The 19,508-nt window shown below is 65.0% G+C and carries 18 protein-coding genes; 7 read left to right on the top strand and 11 right to left on the bottom strand.

The window, feature by feature from the left end:
* Positions 1-197: 197 nt before the first annotated feature.
* From VW23_RS26010 to VW23_RS26020, 3 genes are read right to left on the bottom strand one after another with little or no spacing between them, the layout of a single operon-like run.
* Entirely contained in the window at positions 198-563 is a 366-nt protein-coding gene (locus VW23_RS26010) for a hypothetical protein (RefSeq protein ID WP_069912386.1), read from the bottom strand.
* The gene (locus tag VW23_RS26015) at positions 564-764 is read right to left on the bottom strand and encodes a hypothetical protein (protein WP_069912387.1); all 201 of its coding nucleotides are present in this window, start codon (positions 762-764) and stop codon (positions 564-566) included.
* Positions 754-2,271 (bottom strand): helicase HerA-like domain-containing protein, encoded by a 1,518-nt coding sequence (locus VW23_RS26020; protein WP_069912388.1) that lies wholly within the window; start codon positions 2,269-2,271, stop codon positions 754-756. Before VW23_RS26020 ends, VW23_RS26015 begins: the two co-directional genes overlap by 11 nt.
* A 236-nt stretch (positions 2,272-2,507) precedes the next feature.
* On the opposite strand from VW23_RS26020, the gene VW23_RS26025 reads away from it, so the two are divergent.
* The gene (locus VW23_RS26025) at positions 2,508-3,839 is read left to right on the top strand and encodes a TIGR03808 family TAT-translocated repetitive protein (protein ID WP_084646497.1); all 1,332 of its coding nucleotides are present in this window, start codon (positions 2,508-2,510) and stop codon (positions 3,837-3,839) included.
* Here the strand turns inward: VW23_RS26025 and VW23_RS26030 are convergent.
* From VW23_RS26030 to VW23_RS26050, 5 genes are all read right to left on the bottom strand, one after another.
* Positions 3,836-4,627, bottom strand: a complete 792-nt coding sequence (locus VW23_RS26030; protein WP_069912390.1) for a hypothetical protein — start codon at positions 4,625-4,627, stop codon at positions 3,836-3,838. The genes VW23_RS26025 and VW23_RS26030 overlap by 4 nt on opposite strands.
* A 59-nt stretch (positions 4,628-4,686) precedes the next feature.
* Positions 4,687-5,682 (bottom strand): asparaginase, encoded by a 996-nt coding sequence (locus VW23_RS26035; RefSeq protein WP_069912391.1) that lies wholly within the window; start codon positions 5,680-5,682, stop codon positions 4,687-4,689.
* Between the two features lie 167 nt (positions 5,683-5,849).
* Positions 5,850-6,191, bottom strand: a complete 342-nt coding sequence (locus tag VW23_RS26040; protein WP_069912392.1) for an SH3 domain-containing protein — start codon at positions 6,189-6,191, stop codon at positions 5,850-5,852.
* A 239-nt stretch (positions 6,192-6,430) separates the two neighbouring features.
* Complete coding sequence (locus VW23_RS26045) at positions 6,431-6,799, bottom strand: hypothetical protein (RefSeq protein WP_069912393.1); 369 nt, start codon at positions 6,797-6,799, stop codon at positions 6,431-6,433.
* A 106-nt stretch (positions 6,800-6,905) separates the two neighbouring features.
* Positions 6,906-7,331: a hypothetical protein gene (locus VW23_RS26050; RefSeq protein WP_069912394.1), complete on the bottom strand. Its 426-nt coding sequence runs from the start codon at positions 7,329-7,331 to the stop codon at positions 6,906-6,908.
* Positions 7,332-7,544: 213 nt separating this feature from the next.
* Here VW23_RS26050 and VW23_RS26055 point away from each other — a divergent pair, with 213 nt between their 5' ends.
* The 6 genes from VW23_RS26055 to VW23_RS26080 all read left to right on the top strand — a co-directional run bounded on the left by VW23_RS26055 (position 7,545) and on the right by VW23_RS26080 (position 15,164).
* Positions 7,545-8,402, top strand: a complete 858-nt coding sequence (locus VW23_RS26055) for an NAD-dependent epimerase/dehydratase family protein (protein WP_069912395.1) — start codon at positions 7,545-7,547, stop codon at positions 8,400-8,402.
* On the top strand, positions 8,402-9,256 hold the full coding sequence (locus VW23_RS26060) for a sugar phosphate isomerase/epimerase family protein (RefSeq protein ID WP_084646498.1): 855 nt from the start codon (positions 8,402-8,404) through the stop codon (positions 9,254-9,256). The genes VW23_RS26055 and VW23_RS26060 overlap by 1 nt, the downstream gene beginning before the upstream one ends.
* A gap of 85 nt (positions 9,257-9,341) precedes the next feature.
* Positions 9,342-10,451 (top strand): microcin C ABC transporter permease YejB, encoded by a 1,110-nt coding sequence (locus tag VW23_RS26065; protein WP_069912396.1) that lies wholly within the window; start codon positions 9,342-9,344, stop codon positions 10,449-10,451.
* Positions 10,451-11,626 carry an ABC transporter permease gene (locus VW23_RS26070; protein WP_084646499.1) on the top strand — a complete coding sequence of 392 codons (1,176 nt, stop codon included), beginning with the start codon at positions 10,451-10,453 and terminating at the stop codon, positions 11,624-11,626. Before VW23_RS26065 ends, VW23_RS26070 begins: the two co-directional genes overlap by 1 nt.
* Entirely contained in the window at positions 11,623-13,251 is a 1,629-nt protein-coding gene (locus VW23_RS26075; protein WP_069912397.1) for an ABC transporter ATP-binding protein, read from the top strand. The genes VW23_RS26070 and VW23_RS26075 overlap by 4 nt, the downstream gene beginning before the upstream one ends.
* Positions 13,252-13,322: 71 nt before the next feature.
* On the top strand, positions 13,323-15,164 hold the full coding sequence (locus VW23_RS26080; RefSeq protein ID WP_244513738.1) for an extracellular solute-binding protein: 1,842 nt from the start codon (positions 13,323-13,325) through the stop codon (positions 15,162-15,164).
* Positions 15,165-15,309: 145 nt separating this feature from the next.
* Here VW23_RS26080 and VW23_RS26085 read toward each other — a convergent pair whose 3' ends face one another.
* The 3 genes from VW23_RS26085 to VW23_RS26095 all read right to left on the bottom strand — a co-directional run.
* A complete protein-coding gene (locus VW23_RS26085; RefSeq protein ID WP_069912399.1) occupies positions 15,310-16,977 on the bottom strand; it encodes a thiourocanate hydratase in 1,668 nt (555 codons plus the stop codon).
* Positions 16,978-17,150: 173 nt separating this feature from the next.
* Complete coding sequence (locus VW23_RS26090; RefSeq protein WP_069912400.1) at positions 17,151-18,278, bottom strand: thiohydantoin desulfurase; 1,128 nt, start codon at positions 18,276-18,278, stop codon at positions 17,151-17,153.
* A 119-nt stretch (positions 18,279-18,397) separates the two neighbouring features.
* Positions 18,398-19,508 (bottom strand): Zn-dependent hydrolase (locus tag VW23_RS26095; protein ID WP_141728506.1); only part of this gene is annotated, 1,111 nt, incomplete at its 5' end.

Consider the following 19,508-nt stretch of genomic DNA (forward strand, 5'->3'; position numbering starts at 1 on the left):
AAGCTAACTATGAGCACTGAGATGCAGTTAGAGAGAAGGGGTGAGCGTCGAGACGAACTGTAGGGCGCTCGTCGGCAGCGTCAGATGGGGATAAGAGACAGGTGGAGGAGCACTGAGAGGCCGGTGACTCTCCATATGCGACAGCCCCGCTCCGGCGCGGGGATGACATCGCGTGTGGTTTGGAGAGCGTGCCTGCCCTAGGCCGTCACGTTCAGTGCCCAGGCCACCTTGTTCCAGAGATCGTCGACATTGTCGGTGAACACCACGACGCGGTCGGCGTGGCTTACCGAGTGGCTGAGGATGTCGGTCGCCATGCCGCGCATCGCCTCGAAGGCCCGGTGGTGGTTGAGCAGCACCACCGGCTTGCCGCCGGCGCCGGCGCCGGCCCGCACCCAGGTGCGATAGAGCGCCGCCGCCGAAGCCAGCGAGCCCGGCAGCCCGACAAAGCCCTGGGCCAGTTCGCCGACGCGCTTGATCCGCGCCTCGGGATCATCGATCCGCTCCACCGGCACCTCGGCGAGCGCCGCCGGCGCCTGGAATGCCGCGTCGGCGACGATCAGCACCTAGCCGCCCGCGGCGCGGGCGCTGGTGATCAGCGGGATGTTGTCCAGCGTTTCGTCAGCGAGACAGATGATCCGCGCTCCGTGCCGCGCCAGCAGCGTGCCGGCCTGCGACATGATCGAGCTGCGCTCGGCGTCACCCGGTCCCTTGTCCGAGGCGAACACCGCCAGCGCCGGATTGTTCTGCGCGACGTTAGCGGCCACGGGTGAGGCCACCGAGGATGCCGCGCAGCAGCGCCTTGCCGAGCCCGTTCGCCATGGTGCGGCTGAACGAAGTGATGGCCGCTTCGGTCGGCGTCTGCCGGGTGGAACGGCGCGGCTGAGCGGCACGCTCGGCGCGTTCCTGCGCCGCCGCGGCCTTGGCGTCGGCCTGCGCCTGCTTGGCGTCGAGCTCGGTCTGCCTGGCCTCCGCCTCGCTCGCCTGGCGCTCCTGGGTCTTCTTGGTCAGCACCTCGAATGCCGACTCGCGATCGACAACGGTGTCGTAGACCCCGGCCACCGGTGAATTGGCGATCACCGCACGGCGCTCTTCCGGCAGCAGCGGCCCCACCTGCCCCGAAGGCGGCCGGATCAGGGTGCGGCCGACCACTGAGGGTACGCCCTTGTCTTCCAGCACCGAAACCAGCGCTTCGCCAGTGCCCATCTGGGTGATCGCCTCGGCGGTAGAGAAAGCCGGATTGGGGCGGAATGAGTCGGCGGCCATGCGCACCGCCTTCTGCTCCTTGGGCGTATAGGCGCGCAGCGCGTGCTGCACGCGGTTCGACAGCTGCGCCAGCACCGCATCGGGAATATCGACGGGGTTCTGGGTCACGAAATAGACGCCGACGCCCTTGGAGCGTACCAGCTTGACCACCTGCTCGACCTTATCGACCAGTGCCTTGGGCGCGTCATCGAACAAGAGGTGCGCTTCGTCGAAGAAGAACACCAGCTTGGGCTTTTCTGGATCGCCGACTTCCGGCAGCACTTCGAACAGCTCCGACATCAGCCAGAGCAGGAACGTCGCGTAGAGCCGCGGCGCCCGCATCAACTCGTCGGCGGCGAGGATCGAGACATAGCCCTTGCCGTCGGCGGTGGTGCGCATCAGGTCGCCGATGTCGAGCGCCCGCTCGCCGAAGAACTGGTCGCCGCCCTGCTGCTCCAGCACTAATAGCGAGCGCTGCACCGCGCCCACCGTGGCCGAGGCGACATTGCCGTACTGCACCGAGATGTCCTTGGCGTTGTTGGCGATTTCCACCAGCAGCGCACGCAGGTCCTTCAGGTCGAGCAACAGCAGCCCGTTATCGTCGGCATATTTGAAGGCGATGTTGAGTACGCCTTCCTGAGTGTCATTGAGGTCGAGGATGCGGCTCAGGAGCAGCGGGCCCATCTCGGAGATGGTGGTCCGCACCGGATGGCCCTGCCGGCCGAACAGATCCCAGAAGATCACCGGGAACTTGGCCGCGGCGTAGTCGGTGAAGCCGATCTCCTCGGCCCGCTTCACCTGCCAGTCGAGCATCTTGCCCATATTGGCGATGCCCGAGAGGTCACCCTTGATGTCGGCCGCGAACACCGGAACGCCAGCGGCCGAAAAGCCCTCGGCGATCGATTGCAGCGTCACCGTCTTGCCGGTGCCGGTGGCGCCGGTCACCAGCCCGTGCCGGTTGCCGTATTTCAGCGCCAGGTACTCCGGCCGGGTGCTTTGGCCGAGATAGATCTTGTCGGGAAGGAGCATGACGCCTCGCAGGATTCGATAGCCGGTTGCGGACTCTATAGCGGCGGGGACATGGGCTGCCAAATGAAAGCGGCCGTTGCTGACTTGATGCCAGACCGCTCGCAGGGCCGCCATCACCGGGTAGAAACCTGGTCCCATTGGGTGTCGGTACGGTTGGATTCAATCCCATATAGCTTGGGGAAGGCGCGGGATTCGGCAATTCCCAAACGCCCCCTTACGCCCTTACACTCTTCTTCATGCGTATGAACCGCCGTCACATTCTTGCGGGCCTCGTCGCCCTGCCGCTTGCCGGCGGGGTGCGGGCGCAATCGCTCGATGCGACGGCGCTCAACCTGGTGCCGGGCAGCCTCGAGGATCAGAGCGGTCCGATGCAGGAGGCGCTGCTGCGCGCCGCCGAGGAAGGCCGGCCGCTGTTCCTCGGTTCGGGCAGCTATTACGTGCAGAACCTGCAGGTGCCGAGCAACGTGGTGATCTCGGGTATCCCCGGGGGCACTATCCTCGCTGCGGCGGGCGATGCACCAGTGTTCCGCGTCGCCGGCAGCGCCCATGTCAGCTTTTCCGGCCTCACCTTTACCCGCGGCAATGGCGGCCCGAGCGGCGCCGATCGCGGGCTGGTCGAGATCGAGGCGAGCGACCATGTCACCCTCAGCAATTGCGCATTCGTCGGCGGCGCCGCCAACGGCCTCGCGGTGCGTGACGCCGGGGCCGACATCGAGGATTGCGATTTTACCGGCCATGCGCTCGCCGCGATCTTTTCGGTCGACGGCCGGGGCCTCAACATCGCCTCCAACCGCGTCAGCAAGTGCGGCAATGGCGGTTTCCTGATCTGGGGCAGCAAGCCCCGCCACGATGGCACTGTCATCACCGGCAATACCATCAATGGCATCGGCGCCACCAATGGCGGCAACGGTCAGAACGGCAACGGCATCAATGTCTTCCGCTGCAATGACGTGATCGTCGCCAACAACCAGATCGCCGACTGCATGTTCACCGCGGTGCGGCTCAACTCGACGAACAACGTCGCCGTCACCGGCAATGTCTGCCGCAACTCGGGCGAGGTCGCCATCTTCTCCGAGTTCGCCTTCTCCGGCTCGGTGATCTCCAACAACATCGTCGATGGCGCTGCGGCCGGCATCTCGATCACCAACCTCGATACCGGCGGACGGCTCGCCGTCTGCTCCGGCAATATCGTGCGCAACATCCGCTCGCGCTCCGAGGTCAACCCGGACACCCGGCCGTTCGGTATCTATGCCGAGGCGGAAACCAGCATTTCGGGCAACAGCATCGACAACGTCCCCGGCATCGGCATCCTCGCCGGCCGCGGCACCTTCCTGCGCGACGTGATCATCGCCGACAACGTGCTCTACGCCACCAGCACCGGCATCGGCGTCAGCGTGGTGCAGAACCCCTCCCCCGGGCCCGTCACCATCACCGGCAACATCGTCAACGCGCCGCTCGACCACGCCATTGTCGGGCTGGAATGGGACACGGTGGTGGTCGAAGACCTGGTGAAGGACGCTGCGAAGTACCCGCACGTCACGCTGGCGGACAACTCGGTGACTGGCTAAAGCCCCGTCGAAGCCTGCGCCACCACGACCCACTCTCCCGACACCTGCTGCTTGAAACAGAGGCCGGAGGCGTATGGGCGATCGAAATCGTCGCCGCTGGCCTGACCGAAACCGACGCCACCTTCTGGCAGGTGGAACGCCGTCCATCCGGTCGAGGTCTCGGCGTCATAGTCAATGGCAAAGAGCAGCCCCGGGACCACCTTGCCGACTGGCGTGCCGTTCTCGCCCATTGTCTCGAACAGCTCGATCTCGCGCTTCACGCCGACGAAGTTGTCGCCGCTCGTATCCAGCGCCCTGGCGGCGCGCCTCACTGCCGCCGGGTCGACCTTGCCAAGCGCATAGGTACAGATCGCGCCCTTCACCGCCGCGTCGGTGCCCCAGGGCTGCCCGTCGGTCAGCGACTGCCCGATGAAATCGAGTTCCATTTTGGTCAGGAACGCCCCGATATCGACATTCGGCGGCAGGTCCCAGTCCCCACCGGTGCTGTTGCCGAGGTCGGCGACCTGAGACTTAGCGCTCTCCCACGGCCCCTCAAGTTTGCTGCCGCGCGGTATGGAAAGATCGAGGGTGCCGGTGACGATCGAGAGTTTCGGCGCCAGCCATTTGCCGATGCCGTCGACATCCTTGGCGGTTACCGCGTGCAACAGTTCGGTCGCCGCCGCGCGCAGCTCGGCGGGAGCCTCGACGGTCTTCGCCGGCGAAACCTTCGGCGGGACGTAGGCCGATCCAGCGAGCGCCCCTCCGCAGAGCTGGATCGAGGCAACGATCGTCACGACGGCACGGCGCATGCGGGTCTCCGAAGCTGCTGCTATGGGTATTGGACGTCGCCGGGCAGCGCGTCCTTTGGTCAGGCGGCCCGCATCTCGCCCACTTCAAAGCCGCGGACATTCCGCACCAGCTGGCGGGCGAACTTTTCCAGCACGGCGCGCTGGCCGGCGTCTGGGTCAGCGAAGCGCAGCAGCAGGTTGGCGACCAGCGTCTGGCTCGCCAGCATGTTGCCGTCGTCGATCTTCAGCGCGTAGCCCCAGCCCTTGTCGCGGATGGCGCCGCACTGCACGCCCTCGGCGCCACCCTTCTGCATGACGCGACCACCGAAGGCCTCCATCACCAGGGTGTCGAGATGGCCGGACCCGGCGACCAGCAGCGGGTGAGTGGTGGCGGCATCGAAGATGCGTGACGCGGCGCCGCCGATATCCTCAGGCAGCCCGATTCCCGTCGCCATCCGGGCGAAGCCGCGGGCAAAGGCCGAAAGCGGCGCCGCCCAGGTCGGGATCGAGCAGCCATCGGTGCCGCAGCGATCCTCGCTCAGCGGCTCGCCGATCACCGTCTCGACGGCCTTACGCACTGCCACCTGCACCGGATGGCCGCGGGTCACATAGTCATGCGTGTCGACCCCCAGCGCCCTCGCGACGCTCAGCATGCCGGAATGCTTACCCGAGCAGTTATTATGTAACTGGCTCGGCTCCAGCCCGTGCGCCCGCAGCGCTTCGCGCGCCTTGCCGTTGCTCGGCTGGTGCGCGCCGCATTCGAGGTCGCCGGCGGCAAGCCCGATGTGACCGAGAAAATGCGTCACGCCCTCGACATGCACATCCTCGCCGTGGTGCGAGGCGCAGGCCAGCGCCAGCTCCTCGTCGCTGAGGCCAAAGCGGTTGATAGCGCCCGAGGTCACCATGGCCAGCGCCTGCATCGACTTGATCGCCGAGCGCGGGAACACCGGTCGCGAAATGTCGCCGGCGGCGGCGATGACATTGCCCTCGGCGTCGGACAGCACGAAGGCGCCGCGGTGCCGGTTCTCGACGAAGTTGCCGCGGGTCTGCTCGATGAGGATGGGATTGGCGTCCAAAACTGACTCTCGGAAAAGAAAACGGCCCGGAGGTTCCTAGGGAACGCGTCCGGGCCGTGAAGTCAATGTTTTGGAGGTCAGTCAAGGCACGTGTGCATGGGAGGTCGTCGGGGTCGTCGTAGGAGCCTGCCGCGCTGTTTGGAGCAACGCGGCTGGAAATTTGGGGATCAGATGTCCCAGTCGTAGGCCAGCTTCAGGAACTTGGCGTTCACCCAGCCCTTGGTGTCCTGCTGTTCGACCAGGCACCAATCGGAGCCGCCCTGCGGGGCGATGATGCAGCGTTCGACCCAGACCGAGCTCTTGGGCTCGAACTCGCCGATCTTCTGCGAATAGGAGGCGGGCCACTTGCGGACGTTGAGGGTGTCCCACTTTTTCACACCGACGATGTGAGCGGGGCTCTCGACGTCATAGCCAGCGGCCATGGCGGGCTGAACGGCGAAAACGGCAGCGCTGGCGATGATCAGACCGGCGAGGGTCGCAACCAGCAGCTTCTCATGGGATCTGTTCATCTTGGCATCCTTTCGGGGGCCGGGTTTCGTTCTGTTGTCCCGAATATGCCGGTGGCCGATTGAACCCCTACTGAGCCTGCCGTTCAGACAGCATTCATCGGCAAGGCAATGTCACGGCAGCAATAAGGAAAGGGCGGGAACCTGGTGGGTTCCCGCCCTTCGATCATTACTATGGCTCGGGTCACGTCATCGACGATCTAGCCGCCCGAGCCCGGACCGTGCGCTGGATCTAGCCTGGTCTAGCGGTGGACGTAGAGATTGACGGTGTCATCGCCCATCATCTTGACTGCGAACACGTCACCGGCCGAGTAGCCCTTCTGGCGCAGCGCTGCGGCCAATACCTCGTTGCCACCGATTGCCGATCGCACCGAAGCGGCATTGCCCTCGGCCCGCAGAATCGAGCGGCCGGGGCAGTACTCCGTGACCCAGACGCGCTGCTGCTCGGTAACCCCGGCAATGTCGTCGGGCGTGACACGCTTCAGCACGCCGAGGTAGTCATCGCAGACATCGTCATCCTTCTCGACCGGAAGGGCGGTAGCGAGTGCCGGGGGCATCATCGACCCCGCAAGCGCGATGGCAGCAAGCGCGGCCAGCATGAGCTTCTTCATCTGGCGGTCTCCTGTGGTTGGCTGCGGCCGTGGAGGCCGCGGAAATGCACAAACGCCGGGCGACCTCGCGGTCGATCCGGCGTCAGTTTAGCACCAAGGGATTGGATCAGCGTCCGAAATCGTGGACGTAGAGGTTGATCGTGTCGTCGCCCATCATCTTGACCGCGTAAACGTCGTCGGCATGGAAGCCGCGCTCGGTCAACACGTCGGTGAGGACATCGTTCTTGGCGATGGCGGTGCGCAGGTAGGCGGCGTTGCCGTCGGAGCGCATCAGCGTCCCGGACGTGCAGAACTCGGTGATCCAGACGCGATAGTGGCTGTCGACACCGAGCACTTCGGCTGGCATCACGCGCTTCAGCACGCCGAGCTGATCGCCGCAATAGGGATCGCTGCCGCCACCTTGGCTGGGACAGTTCGGGCCAGCGGTACACGGCTCTCTTGGGGGGATGTTGGCCTGAGCATTGGCAGGAATAGCAGAAAACGAAGTCAGCATGGCAACCGCGAATGTCGCGGCAAGAGCGAGCTTGGTCATTTCAGTCTCCTGATGTGAGGCGGCGGGGGTTGGCCCGCTCGTCTTAGTCCTTTTCCAATTGAGGGGATCGCGATGAAGCCATCCGCCTCCTGACGCTGGAGACGAGGGTGCGCCATCGGCTTTGAACCGGTACTGACGGGTGCGTTCAGGCTGGTGACAGAATGGCCCCAACCCGTGCTAGGCTTTATGCAAATCAGTTTCGGGAGGACGAGAATGGCCAAGGTTCTGGTAACGGGCGGCAGCGGCAAGCTTGGGCGGGCGGTGCTCAAGGACCTGGTGACCAACGGCTATTCCGTGCTCAACGTCGACCAGACCCTGCCGAAGGACCCGATCTGCCCGACCGTCCGCATCGATCTCACCGATTTCGGCCAGGTGGCGCAGGCGGTGCTCGGCGGCGTCGATGAGCGGCGCGGCCCATTCGACGCCGTGGTGCACCTGGCGGCGATCCCGGCCCCCGGCCTCTTCGCCAACAGCCGCACCGTCGCCAATAATGTGCCGACCAGCTACAACGTGTTCGAGGCCTGCCGCCTTGCCGGGGTCAAGAACGTCATCTTCGCCTCGAGCGAAACCGTGCTCGGGCTGCCCTTCGAAGCGCCGCCACCCTACGTTCCGGTCGACGAGGAGTATTTCCCGCGCCCGGAGACCGCCTATTCGCTCGGCAAGCTGCTCGACGAGACGATGGCGGCGCAGTTCTGCCGCTGGGATCCGGAGCTGAAGATCGTCGGCCTGCGCTTTTCCAACGTCATGGATATCGAAGACTACAAGGCGTTTCCGACCTTCGACGCTGACCCGAAACTGCGCAAATGGAACCTCTGGGGCTATATCGACGCCCGCGATGGGGCGCAGGCGGTGCGCCGCGGTATCGAGGCCGAGTTCAAGGGGTTCGAGGCCTTCATCATCGCCAATCAGGATACGGTGATGAGCCGCTCCAACATGTCGCTGATGGCCGAGGTATTCCCCAAGGTGCCGCATAAGCGCGAGCTCAGCCAGAACGGCACGCTGCTGTCGATCGACAAGGCTCGGCGCCTGCTCGACTACAACCCGCAGCACAGCTGGCGGAACCACGTCTGATGGCCATCCGGCTCGGTGGTCACGGTTTGCCGATCGGCAGCGACGATCCCTATGCCTTCGCCCGGGCGCATCGCGAGTTCGGCTATGGCGCCGCCTATGTGCCGGAGGTGAGGCTCGATGATCGCGACCGCCTTGTCGCCATCGAGCAGGCGTTTGCCGCCGAGAACGTGGTGCTGGCCGAGATCGGCATCTGGCGCAACCTCGTCTCGCCCGATGCAGCAGTGCGCCAGGCCAACCTCGCCTACGCCGTCGAGCGCCTCGCCATCGCCGATGCGGTCGGCGCCGGCTGCGCCGTCAGCTATATCGGCTCGTTCCGCGCCGGCACCGACTACGCACCGGCCGCCGAGAACATGGGCCCCGAGGCATTCGACGCCTCGGTCGAAACCGTGCGCTACCTGCTCGATACAGTGAAGCCGACCCGCGCCAAATTCGCGCTCGAGATGATGCAATACTCGCTGCCCGACAGCGTCGACAGCTATGTCGAGCTGATCCGCGCCATCGACCGACCGATGTTCGGCGCGCATTTCGATCCGGTGAACATCATCATGACGCCGCGGGTCTACTTCGATAACGGCGCGCTGATCCGCGAGTGCTTCGATAAGCTTGGGCCATGGGTGGTGTCGTGCCACGCCAAGGATATCAAGCTGCATCACCAGGCGGCGCTGCATCTCGACGAGGTGCAGATCGGCGAGGGCGTGCTCGACTATCGCACTTACCTCGCCGAATTGAACCGCCTGCCGCGCGAGGTGCCACTGATGCTCGAGCACCTCAAGGGTGATGAGTACGCGGTGGCACGCGACCGCATCTTCGCGGTCGGCGATGCCGCCGGCGTCTATTTCGCGGTGCGCCCGTGACATTCACTCCTTGGTGATTTGCCGCATTCCGGCCCACAGTGCTGCGTTGCTAGCTTGAACTGACCCCGGACGACTGGAGCCGCCATTGGGCGCCTACATCCTGAGACGCCTGCTGCTGATCATCCCCACCATGTTCGGGATGCTGGTAGTCTCCTTCGTCATTACCCAGTTTGCGCCCGGCGGCCCGGTCGAGAACTACATTGCGCAGATGAGCGGCCAGTCGGTCAGCGTCTCGGAGGGCGTCATCGGCAATGCCGAGGGCGATTTCGCCGGCCAGAACGTCGTCAAGTCCACGGACCAGAACGAGAATTCGACCTACCGCGGGGCAAAGGGTATCCGGCCCGAGATCCTCGCCCGCATCGAAAAGCAGTTCGGCTTCGACAAGCCGCCGCTCGAGCGCTTCTTCACCATGGTGTGGAACTATGTCCGCTTCGATTTCGGCGACAGCTACTCGCGTGGCGTGCCGGTCATCGACCTGATCATCCAGAAGCTTCCGGTGTCGATTACGCTCGGGCTATGGATGACGCTGCTCAGCTACGGCATCTCGATCCCTCTGGGCATCGCCAAGGCGGTCAGGGATGGCAGCCGCTTCGACGTCAGCACCTCCACCATCGTCATCGTCGGCTACTCCCTGCCCGATTTCGTCGTCGCCGTGCTGTTGATCGTGCTGTTCGCCGGCGGCAACTTCCTCGATATCTTCCCGTTGCGAGGGCTGGTCTCGGAGAACTGGTCAAGCCTGCCCTGGTACAGCCAGATCCTCGATTATCTCTGGCACATCACCCTGCCCATCACCGCCATGGCGCTTGGCGCCTTCGCCACCGCCACGATGCTGATCAAGAACTCGTTCATCGACGAGATTTCCAAGCAATACGTCACCGTGGCGCGCGCCAAAGGCCTCACCGAAAAGCGCGTGCTCTACGGCCATGTCTTCCGCAACGCCATGCTGCTGGTGATCGCCGGCTTCCCCGCCGCATTCGTCGGCGCTTTCTTCGGTGGTTCGCTGCTGATCGAGACGGTGTTCTCGCTCGATGGGCTCGGTTATCTCGGCTACCAGTCGGTGATCAACCGCGACTATTCGGTGGTTTTTGCCACCTTCTACATCTTCTCGCTGGTCGGCCTCATTCTCGGGTTGATCTCGGACCTGATGTACATGTGGATCGATCCGCGGATCGATTTCGAAAGCCGGAAAGTGTGATGCACGCCACCGCCCCTGGCTTCCGGTCGCCGTTTCTGGCTTTTGCCCCCGCCGATGCAGCGCGTTCGGCGCCACTGCTCTCACCGATCAACCGGCGGCGGCTCAAGGTGTTCCAGACCAACCGCCGGGGCGTGTGGTCGCTATGGATTTTCCTCGTCCTGCTCGCCGTGACGCTCTGCTCCGAACTGGTCGCCAACGACCGGCCGCTGATCGCCTCGTATAAGGGCGAACTGCTGTTTCCGGCGCTCATCGAATACCCGGAGACCAAATTCGGCGGGTTCTTCGCCGTCACCAACTATCGTGACCCCTTTATCGCCGACGAGATCACGGCCAATGGCTGGATGGTTTGGCCACCGATCCGCTTTTCCTACAGCACCGTCGACGACGCACTCTCCGTTCCGGTGCCCTCCGCTCCGTCATGGATGCAATCCGTGGAGGTGCGCTGCCAGTTGCTGCCGCACGGCGTCAACGATCCCAATTGCAGCCTCGGCAATTACCACTGGCTGGGCACCGACGATCAGGGACGCGACGTGTTGGCGCGCCTGCTCTACGGCTTCCGCATCTCGGTGATGTTCGGCCTGATCCTCAGCTTCTTCTCGTCCATCATCGGCATCGCCGTCGGCGCCACCCAGGGCTTCTTCGGCGGCTGGGTCGATCTCACCGGGCAGCGCTTCCTCGAGATTTACGGCGCCATCCCGCAACTCTACCTGCTGCTGATCATCTCCAGTGTCATCGCGCCCAGCTTCTGGGTACTGCTCGGCATCCTGCTGCTGTTCTCCTGGACCTCTTTGGTGGGCATCGTGCGCGCCGAATTCCTGCGTGCCCGCAACCTCGAATATGTCGCCGCCGCCCGCGCCCTCGGCGTCTCGAACTTCGCGCTGATGACGCGGCACCTGCTGCCCAACGCAACCGTCGCGACCCTCACCTTCGCCCCGTTCATCGTCGCCGGTTCGGTCACCACGCTGACGGCGCTGGATTTCATCGGCTTCGGGCTGCCGAGCGGTTCACCGTCGCTTGGCGAGTTGCTGAGCCAGGGCAAGGAATACCTGTTCGCCCCCTGGCTCGCGATCACGAGCTTTGTGGTCATTGCCGCGATCCTGATCCTGCTGGTTTTCATCGGTGAAGCGGTGCGCGACGCGTTCGATCCACGCAAGACCTTCGCGGTGCGGCTATGACGGAACCGCTGCTCAGCGTCGACAACCTGCAGATCGACTTCCATACCGACGATCGCATCGTTCATGCGGTGCGCGGCGTATCCTTCGACATCCTGCCCGGCCAGACCGTCGCACTGGTCGGCGAGAGCGGTTCGGGAAAATCGGTTACGGCGCTCTCGATCCTGAAGTTGCTCCCCTCCCCCGCTGCGAGCTATCCTGCCGGCCGCATCCTCTTCAAAGGCAGCGACCTCCTCGCCGCCGGCGAACCCGGGATCCGCGCGGTGCGCGGCAACGCCATCTCGATGATCTTCCAGGAGCCGATGAGTTCGCTGAACCCGCTGCACAGTGTGGTACGGCAGGTCTCCGAGGCCCTCATCGTCCACCGTGGCATGAGCCGTGCCGCAGCGCGCACCCGTACGCTCGAGCTGCTCGACGAAGTCGGCATCCCCGATCCCGCCTCCCGCCTCGACGATTTCCCACACCAGTTGTCCGGCGGTCAGCGGCAACGCGTGATGATCGCCATGGCGCTCGCCAACGAGCCGGAACTGCTGATCGCGGATGAGCCCACCACCGCCATCGACGTCACGGTGCAGGCGCAGATCCTCGAACTGCTGCTGTCGCTGCAAAAGAAGCGCGGCATGGCGATCCTGTTCATCACCCACGATCTCGGCATCGTGCGAAAGATGGCCTCGTTCACCCACGTGATGACCGAAGGCAAGATCGTCGAGCACGGCCCGACCGAGGAAATCTTCGCCAACCCGCAGCACCCCTACACCAAGAAGCTCCTCGCCGCCGAGCCGAAGGGCGACCCGCCGATCACTGACCTCGCCGCCGAGACCATCGTTTCGGCCGAGAAGCTGCGTGTCTGGTTCCCGATCCAGCGCGGCCTGCTGCGCCGCACCGTCGGGCACATCAAGGCGGTCGACGATATCGACATCAGCATCCGGCGCGGTGAGACGTTGGGCGTCGTCGGCGAGTCCGGCTCCGGGAAGACCACCCTTGGCCGCGCCCTGCTCCGGCTGGTCTCGTCCGAGGGCCGCATCGTCTATATGGGTCAGCCGATCGACAAGCTCAGCTGGGCCGGCATGCGGCCCCTGCGCAAGGCGCTGCAGATCGTTTTCCAGGACCCGTTTGGCTCGCTCAGCCCTCGCATGTCGATCGCCGAGATCATCGCTGAGGGGCTGGGCGTGCACCAGCCGAAGCTGACGCCCGCTGAGCGCGACGCAAAGGTCATCCGCGCCCTCACCGAAGTCAGCCTCGACCCCGCCGATCGCCACCGCTATCCGCACGAGTTTTCCGGCGGCCAGCGCCAGCGCGTCGCCATCGCCCGCGCCATGGTGCTGGAGCCGAAATTCGTCGTCCTCGACGAGCCCACTTCAGCGCTCGACGTCAGCGTGCAAGCGCAAGTCATCGACCTGCTGCGCGACCTGCAGCGACGGCACGGCCTCACCTATCTGTTCATCTCACACGACCTGCGCGTCGTGCGGGCCCTCGCCAACGAGGTGATGGTGATGCAGGCCGGCAAGGTGGTCGAGCATGGCCCCGCCCGCGAGATCTTCACGGCCCCGAAAACCGCTTACACCAAGGCGCTGATGGCGGCGGCCTTCAAGGTGGAAACAGTCCCCGGCGCGGCGACGGTGACCTGATGCATCCCCCCTCGATTCCCGCCACAATCGTCCCTAAGCTCGCACTCGATCTCCCCCGAATGGAGGCCTTCATGCACAAGCTAGCCGCTCTCACCCTCGCAGCTCTCCTGTCGTTCAGTCCCGCGATGGCCCAGGACAAGGTTTGGCACCACGCCGGCGCCTTCAACGGAGAACCCAAATACCCTGAGGGGTTCCAGAAGTTCGACTACGCGAACGCCGATGCGCCGATCGGCGGCGAAGTAAGGCTGGAGTCGATGGGAGGCTTCGACACCTTCAACCCGATCCTGCCGCAGGGCGAGACGGCCGACGGCATCGGGCTCATCTACGAAACGCTCACCGAGCAGTCGCTCGACGAGACATCGACGCAGTACGGGCACCTCGCCGAAGCCTTCAGCTATCCGGCCGACTATTCGTCGACCAGCTTCCGCATGAACCCCCGCGCCAAATGGGCCGATGGCGAACCGATCACCGCTGAGGACGTCGTCTGGTCGTTCAACAAGGTCGTCGAGCTGAACCCCAGCCAGGCGAACTACTACGCCAATGTCTCCAAGGCCGAGGTGACCGCGCCCGGCGAAGTCACCTTTACCTTCGATCAGACCGGCAACCGCGAGTTGCCGCTGATCATGGGGCAGCTGATGGTCCTGCCGCAGCACTGGTGGGAGAGCACCGGTGCCGATGGCAAGCCGCGGGATATCTCAAAGCCCGGTCTCGAGCCGCCGCTGGGCTCCGGGCCCTACAAGCTGGCGAGCTTCCGGCCCGGCGCGTCCATCACCTATGAGCGCGACCCCAATTATTGGGGGCTGAAGGAGCCGTTCAACATCGGCCAGAACAATTTTCAGACCATCAGGTACGAGTATTTCCTCGACCTCACCGCCGCATTCGAAGGCTTCAAGGGCGACGAGTTCGACTGGTGGGACGAGAACCTCGCACTACGCTGGCAGGGCGGCTACGACTTCCCAGCTATGACCGAGGGCAAGGTGATCAAGGAGCTGTTCGAGAACAATTATCGGGACAGTGGTGTCCTCGTCGGCTTCGTTCCCAACCTTCGCAGGCCGATCTTCCAGAACGAGGCGCTGCGCACCGCGATCCTTTATGCCTTCGACTTTGAGGAACTCGACAAGCTGCGCTTCTTCGGCCAGTACGACCGCATCAACAGCTACTTCTACGGCACGGAATTCGCGTCCTCCGGCCTGCCGCAGGGCGAAGAGCTGGAGATCCTCAACTCGATCAAGGATCTGGTTTCTCCCAGTGTCTTCACCACCGAATACACCAACCCGGTGAGTGGCGACCAAACCAAGCTGCGGCAAAATCTCAGGACCGCGCTCGATCTGCTGACGGCCGCCGGCTACAAGCTCGAAGGCAGCCAGTTGCTCGATCCCGCCGGCCAGCCGGTCGGCTTCGAAATCCTGCTCAATGGCCCGACCATCGAGCCGATCGCCGCCGCTTTCGTCACCAATCTCAAGCGGCTGGGCATCAACGCCACTGTCCGTAGCGTCGACTCGCCGCAATTCATCGAGCGTGTGCAGAACCGCGACTTCGACATGACCTACACCGGCTGGGCGCAGTCGCTCTCACCCGGCAACGAGCAGCGCGATTTCTGGGGCTCGGCCTCGGCAGCGCAAAACGACAGCCGCAACTATGCCGGCATCGCCGACAAGGGCGTGGACGCGCTGATCGACAAGATCATCTTCTCCGACGACCGCGAGACCCTGGTCGCCGCCACCCGGGCACTGGACCGCGTGCTCCTCAACCACCACTACACCGTCCCCACCTATACGCTGCGCAAATCCCGCATCGCCCGCTGGGACCGCTTCAGCCACCCCGACGAGTTGCCGGAGTTCTCGATCGGCTTCCCGACGGTGTGGTGGTACGACGAGGCCAAGGCGGCCAAGACCGGGGCGGCGAAGAACTAGGGCGTACTGCCGGCAGACGGCCCCCTCCCATCCTCCCCCATGATGGGGGAGGTGCCGCATCGAGTGCTTGGCACGATCGAGCGACAGCCTCGACTCTTCACCGCCCCCTTTATGGGGGAGGCCGGGAGTGGGCCGTCTCTATCAGTCAGCTTCCCCGCAGATCAAACCACCCGATCCCCTGCTTCTCTGCCTCATCCACCGCTTCGTCGTACCCAGCATCGGCATAGCGCATCACGCCGAGCGAGGTGTCATTGGTCAGGGCGTGCGACAGCCGCGCGTCGCCGGCTTCGGTGCCATCGGCCACCAGCGTCACCCCGGCCGAGGTCATGTAGCCGGCGTAGCCGCCGCCGCCCGAGTGGATCACCACCAGGTCGGCCATCGAGGCGGTGAGCAGCATGGCATCGAGTAGCGGCCAGTCGGCAATGGCGTCGGAGCCGTCCTTCATGTTCTCGGTCATGATATTGGGGTGGGCCATCGCCCCGGCATCGAGATGATCGCGCGAGAACGCCACCGGCCCCGCGAGCTCGCCCGAGCGCACCAGCGCGTTCACCGCCAGCGCCAGCGCCGTCCGCTCGCCATGCCCCAGCCAGGCGATGCGCGCCGGCATCCCCTCGAACGGCACGTATTGCCGCGCCAGCCGGATCCAGTTGGTGACGATTTTGTTGTCCGGGAACATCTCGAGCACGAGGTCGTCGATGCGCGCGATGTCCGAGGCTTCGCCCGACAGCGCCATCCAGCGGAACGGGCCGATGGCACGGGCGAATAGCGGCCTCAGATAGGCCTCGGTGAAGATCGGGATATCGAAAGCGTTCTCGACGCCGGCCTGTTTGGCCTGAGTGCGGATCAGGTTGCCGTTGTCGAACACCTCCGAGCCGGCCACCTGGAACCCCAGCATGGCCCGCACATGGTCGGCGATCGAGGCACGGCTCGCCGCCATCAACTGCCCTTGCCCGTCGACCCGCAGGCGCTTCACCTCATCAAGGCTCATGCCCTTGGGGACATAGCCGTAAACGAGATCGTGCGCGCTGGTCTGGTCGGTGACGATATCGGGGATGATGCCGCGCCTGAGGATTTCCGGATAGACCTCGGCCGCATTGGCGACCAGCCCCACCGATAGCGCCCGCTTGTCGCGTACCGCTGCGGCAATCATTTCGAGCGCCGTATCGAGGTCGGGCGCGATCTCCTCGAGATAGCCGATTTCCTTGCGCCGAGCCGCCCGTTGTGGGTCCACGTCAACATCGAGGATCGCCGCGCCAGCCATCCGCCCGGCCAAGGGCTGCGCCCCGCCCATGCCACCCATCCCCGCGGTGAGGATGAAGCGCCCGGCGAGCGAGCCGCCGAAGCGCTTTTCAGCGATGCGCATGAAGATCTCGTAGGTGCCCTGGATGACGCCCTGGCTGCCGATATACTGCCACGCTCCGGCAGTCAGCCCGCCCCAGGCGATCAGACCCTTTTTCTCGAGCTCGTAGAACACCTCGGCCTTGGCCCATTGTCCGACGATGTTGCAGTTCGCCATGATCACCAGCGGCGCCTGCGCGTGGGTCTGCAGCAGCCCGATCGGTTTGCCCGACTGGATGATCAGCGTCTGGTCTTCGTCCATGGTGGTCAGCGTCTCGACGATCTGCCGATGCGCCGCCCAGTTCCGCGCCGCCTTGCCGAGTGCGGCATAGACGATCAGCTTTTCCGGGTCCTCACCAACGGCGAGGACATTCTCGAGCAGCCGCAGCAACGCCTCCTGCCGCCAGCCCTTGGCACGCAGGACCGGACCGGAGGGAATGGGGAAATTCGGATGGCGGGGATTGGGTTTTGGCATGCGGTGTTTCTAGCGCACACCGCCGGCCGAGACGACCCCCTCCCATCCTCCCCCATGAAGGGGGAGGTGCCCTGCCGGCGTGCTTGGCGCGATCGAAGACAGGGCCTCGACTCTTCACCTCCCCCTTCATGGGGGAGGCCGGGAGGGGGCCGTCTGCTTCAGTCACCCTTGGCCTAAGCCCAGCCCTTCCGAGCCTTCTTCTTCCGCTTCACCCCATCAAGCGCGTACTTCGCCAGCTCGATCCCCATGGCCTTTTCGACCGGCGGGTAGACCGCCGGGTCGATCACCGAGGAGGAGAGCGGGATCACCTTCTTGGGCACGTGCAGCACGAAGACGAACATACCTTCGCGCAGCTGTCCGGCGCTCAGCGGCTGGCCGGCCGCGTCGAGCGTGGCGATCACGTCGGGGAAGGTGGCGAGCCGGTTGCCGCCGGCATCGTCGATCGCCATGTATTCGTTCATGGTGTGGATGGTGACGGCCTTGTCGCCCTCCCCCAGCACGAACCGGCCGATATCGAAGGCTTCCTTGGTGTAGACGAGGTCTTTCTTCGTCACCGCGCCCTTCACCAGGATGGTGCCGCCGGTCGCCTTGACGATGGCGTCGATTATCGCCGAGCCGCCCTTTTTCTCGGCCGCGATGATCGCCTCGCCGAGGCTCAGCGCCAGCGAGATGCCGCCGAGCGCCGCGTTGCGCTGCACATATTTGGCACGCAGCGGGTTGCGGCACGAGGCGATGAAGCCGCCCGACATATCGGCGGCGGTGCGGAGGATCGGCGAGATCTTTGCCGTCGCGCCCTTCACCACCAGCTCGATGTAGCGGTTCTCGGCGCGATTGCCGCCCACGGCAGTCTGGATCATCTTCTTGGGGCTGCCGGCCATGCCGATCGAGCCCATGTCGCCGGTCGGGTGCGCACGGATATCGCCAACAGCATCGACCACCTTGGTGCCAAGGATGGCGCTCGGCAGCCAGGCATTGAGGGTCGAGCTCTTGCCGTTCTGCCCGATCATCAAGCCGCGGACCTTGTCGCCCAGCGCCTTCTCGAGCAGCTCCACGGCCTTGACGTAATCCACGCCGCGCATCTCCCACGGCGTGGTCGAAGCCGGTGCGCCGATCGCGGCGGCTGTCGCCACCCAGTCGCGCGGCTCCAGCTCTTCGATATCGACCAGCTCGGGCTTGCCGACGCTTACCGCCGCAAGCCCAAGCATGCGGCCATGATCGGCCCAGCCCCCACCACCAGCGGCATAGACGGAGCCGCCTTTCACCGCGGCTTCCACATCCTTCTCGGTCAGAATTCTACCCACGGTGGATCACCTTACCGCCGGCGTCATTCCCGCGAAGGCGGGAACCCAGGGGAAGCCACCGGCCAGCGAGCGTGCGGCTCTGGTTTCCCGCCTTCGCGGGAATGACGCCGTGGGGTGTTTCAAGGTCGCTTGCCATCTTGGTCGACTAAATCCCTATCCAACCGCTTCACCGCCTCCAGCAGCACGGCAGCGCCCAGCGCCACGTCGGCCGTTTCGGCATATTCTTCCGGCGCATGGCTGCGGCCGCCGAGGCAGGGGATGAAGATCATCGCCGCCCTGGTCACCCGCGCCATCCAGGCCGTGTCGTGCCCGGCGCCCGATGCCATGCGGCGATGGCGCGCCCCCACGGTCACGGCTGCCGCGTCCAGCGTATCAAACACGAACGGGTCGCAAGGCGTTGGCAAATTGTCGGAAATGGTCAATGGCGGCTCTATCGCCACCGCGGTCGCGGCGGCCGTGGCGTTAACCAGCACGGCGAGTTCGGCGATGAAGCGTTCCATATCCTCGCGCCGCTCGGCCCGCGCATCGATCAGCAGCCGCGCCCGCGATGGTACGACGTTCGCTGCCCCAGGTTCGATCGAGAACTCGCCGACGGTGGCGGCGAAATGGAACTTACCCTGGCTGAGCAACGTGCCCAGTTCCTCGATCCCCACCACCAGCCGTGCCGCGGTGGTCAGCGCGTCCTGGCGCGAGCCCATCGGGGTGGTGCCGGCATGGTCGGCCCGACCGTTCACCACCAGCTCGATGCGGGTGATCCCGGCAATTGCCGTCACCACCCCGATATCGAGATGTCCGTCCTCCAGGACCGGGCCCTGCTCGATATGCAGTTCGAGGAAGGCCACGATATCCTCGCGCTTCTCGAGTTTGCCAGGGTTGCCGCCGACTTCGGCGATACCCTCGCGCAGAGTGAACTGGTCGACCTCGCGGTCGAGCCAATTATCCGGCCGTACCCCGGCCATGCCGCGGCTGCCGACGCAGGAGACGCCGAAGATCGACACCTCCTCGGCGAGGAAATCGACGATCTCCAGGTCGTGCTCCAGCTGTACGCCCTGGTCGTGCAGCGCCCTCGACACCTCGCCCGCCGCCGATACTCCCGCAACGCCGTCGACGCGCCCGCCGCCGGGCACGGCGTCGCAGTGCGAACCGCGCATGCGTGTGCCGTTGCCGGTACGGCCGCGCCGACGGCGCAACCTGTCTCCCTGAGTCCCTGTGCGCATTCTCCTGCCCTGC

Origin of the sequence: Devosia insulae DS-56, from assembly GCF_000970465.2 — a bacterium.
GTDB classification, from domain to species: Bacteria; Pseudomonadota; Alphaproteobacteria; order Rhizobiales; family Devosiaceae; genus Devosia_A; species Devosia_A insulae.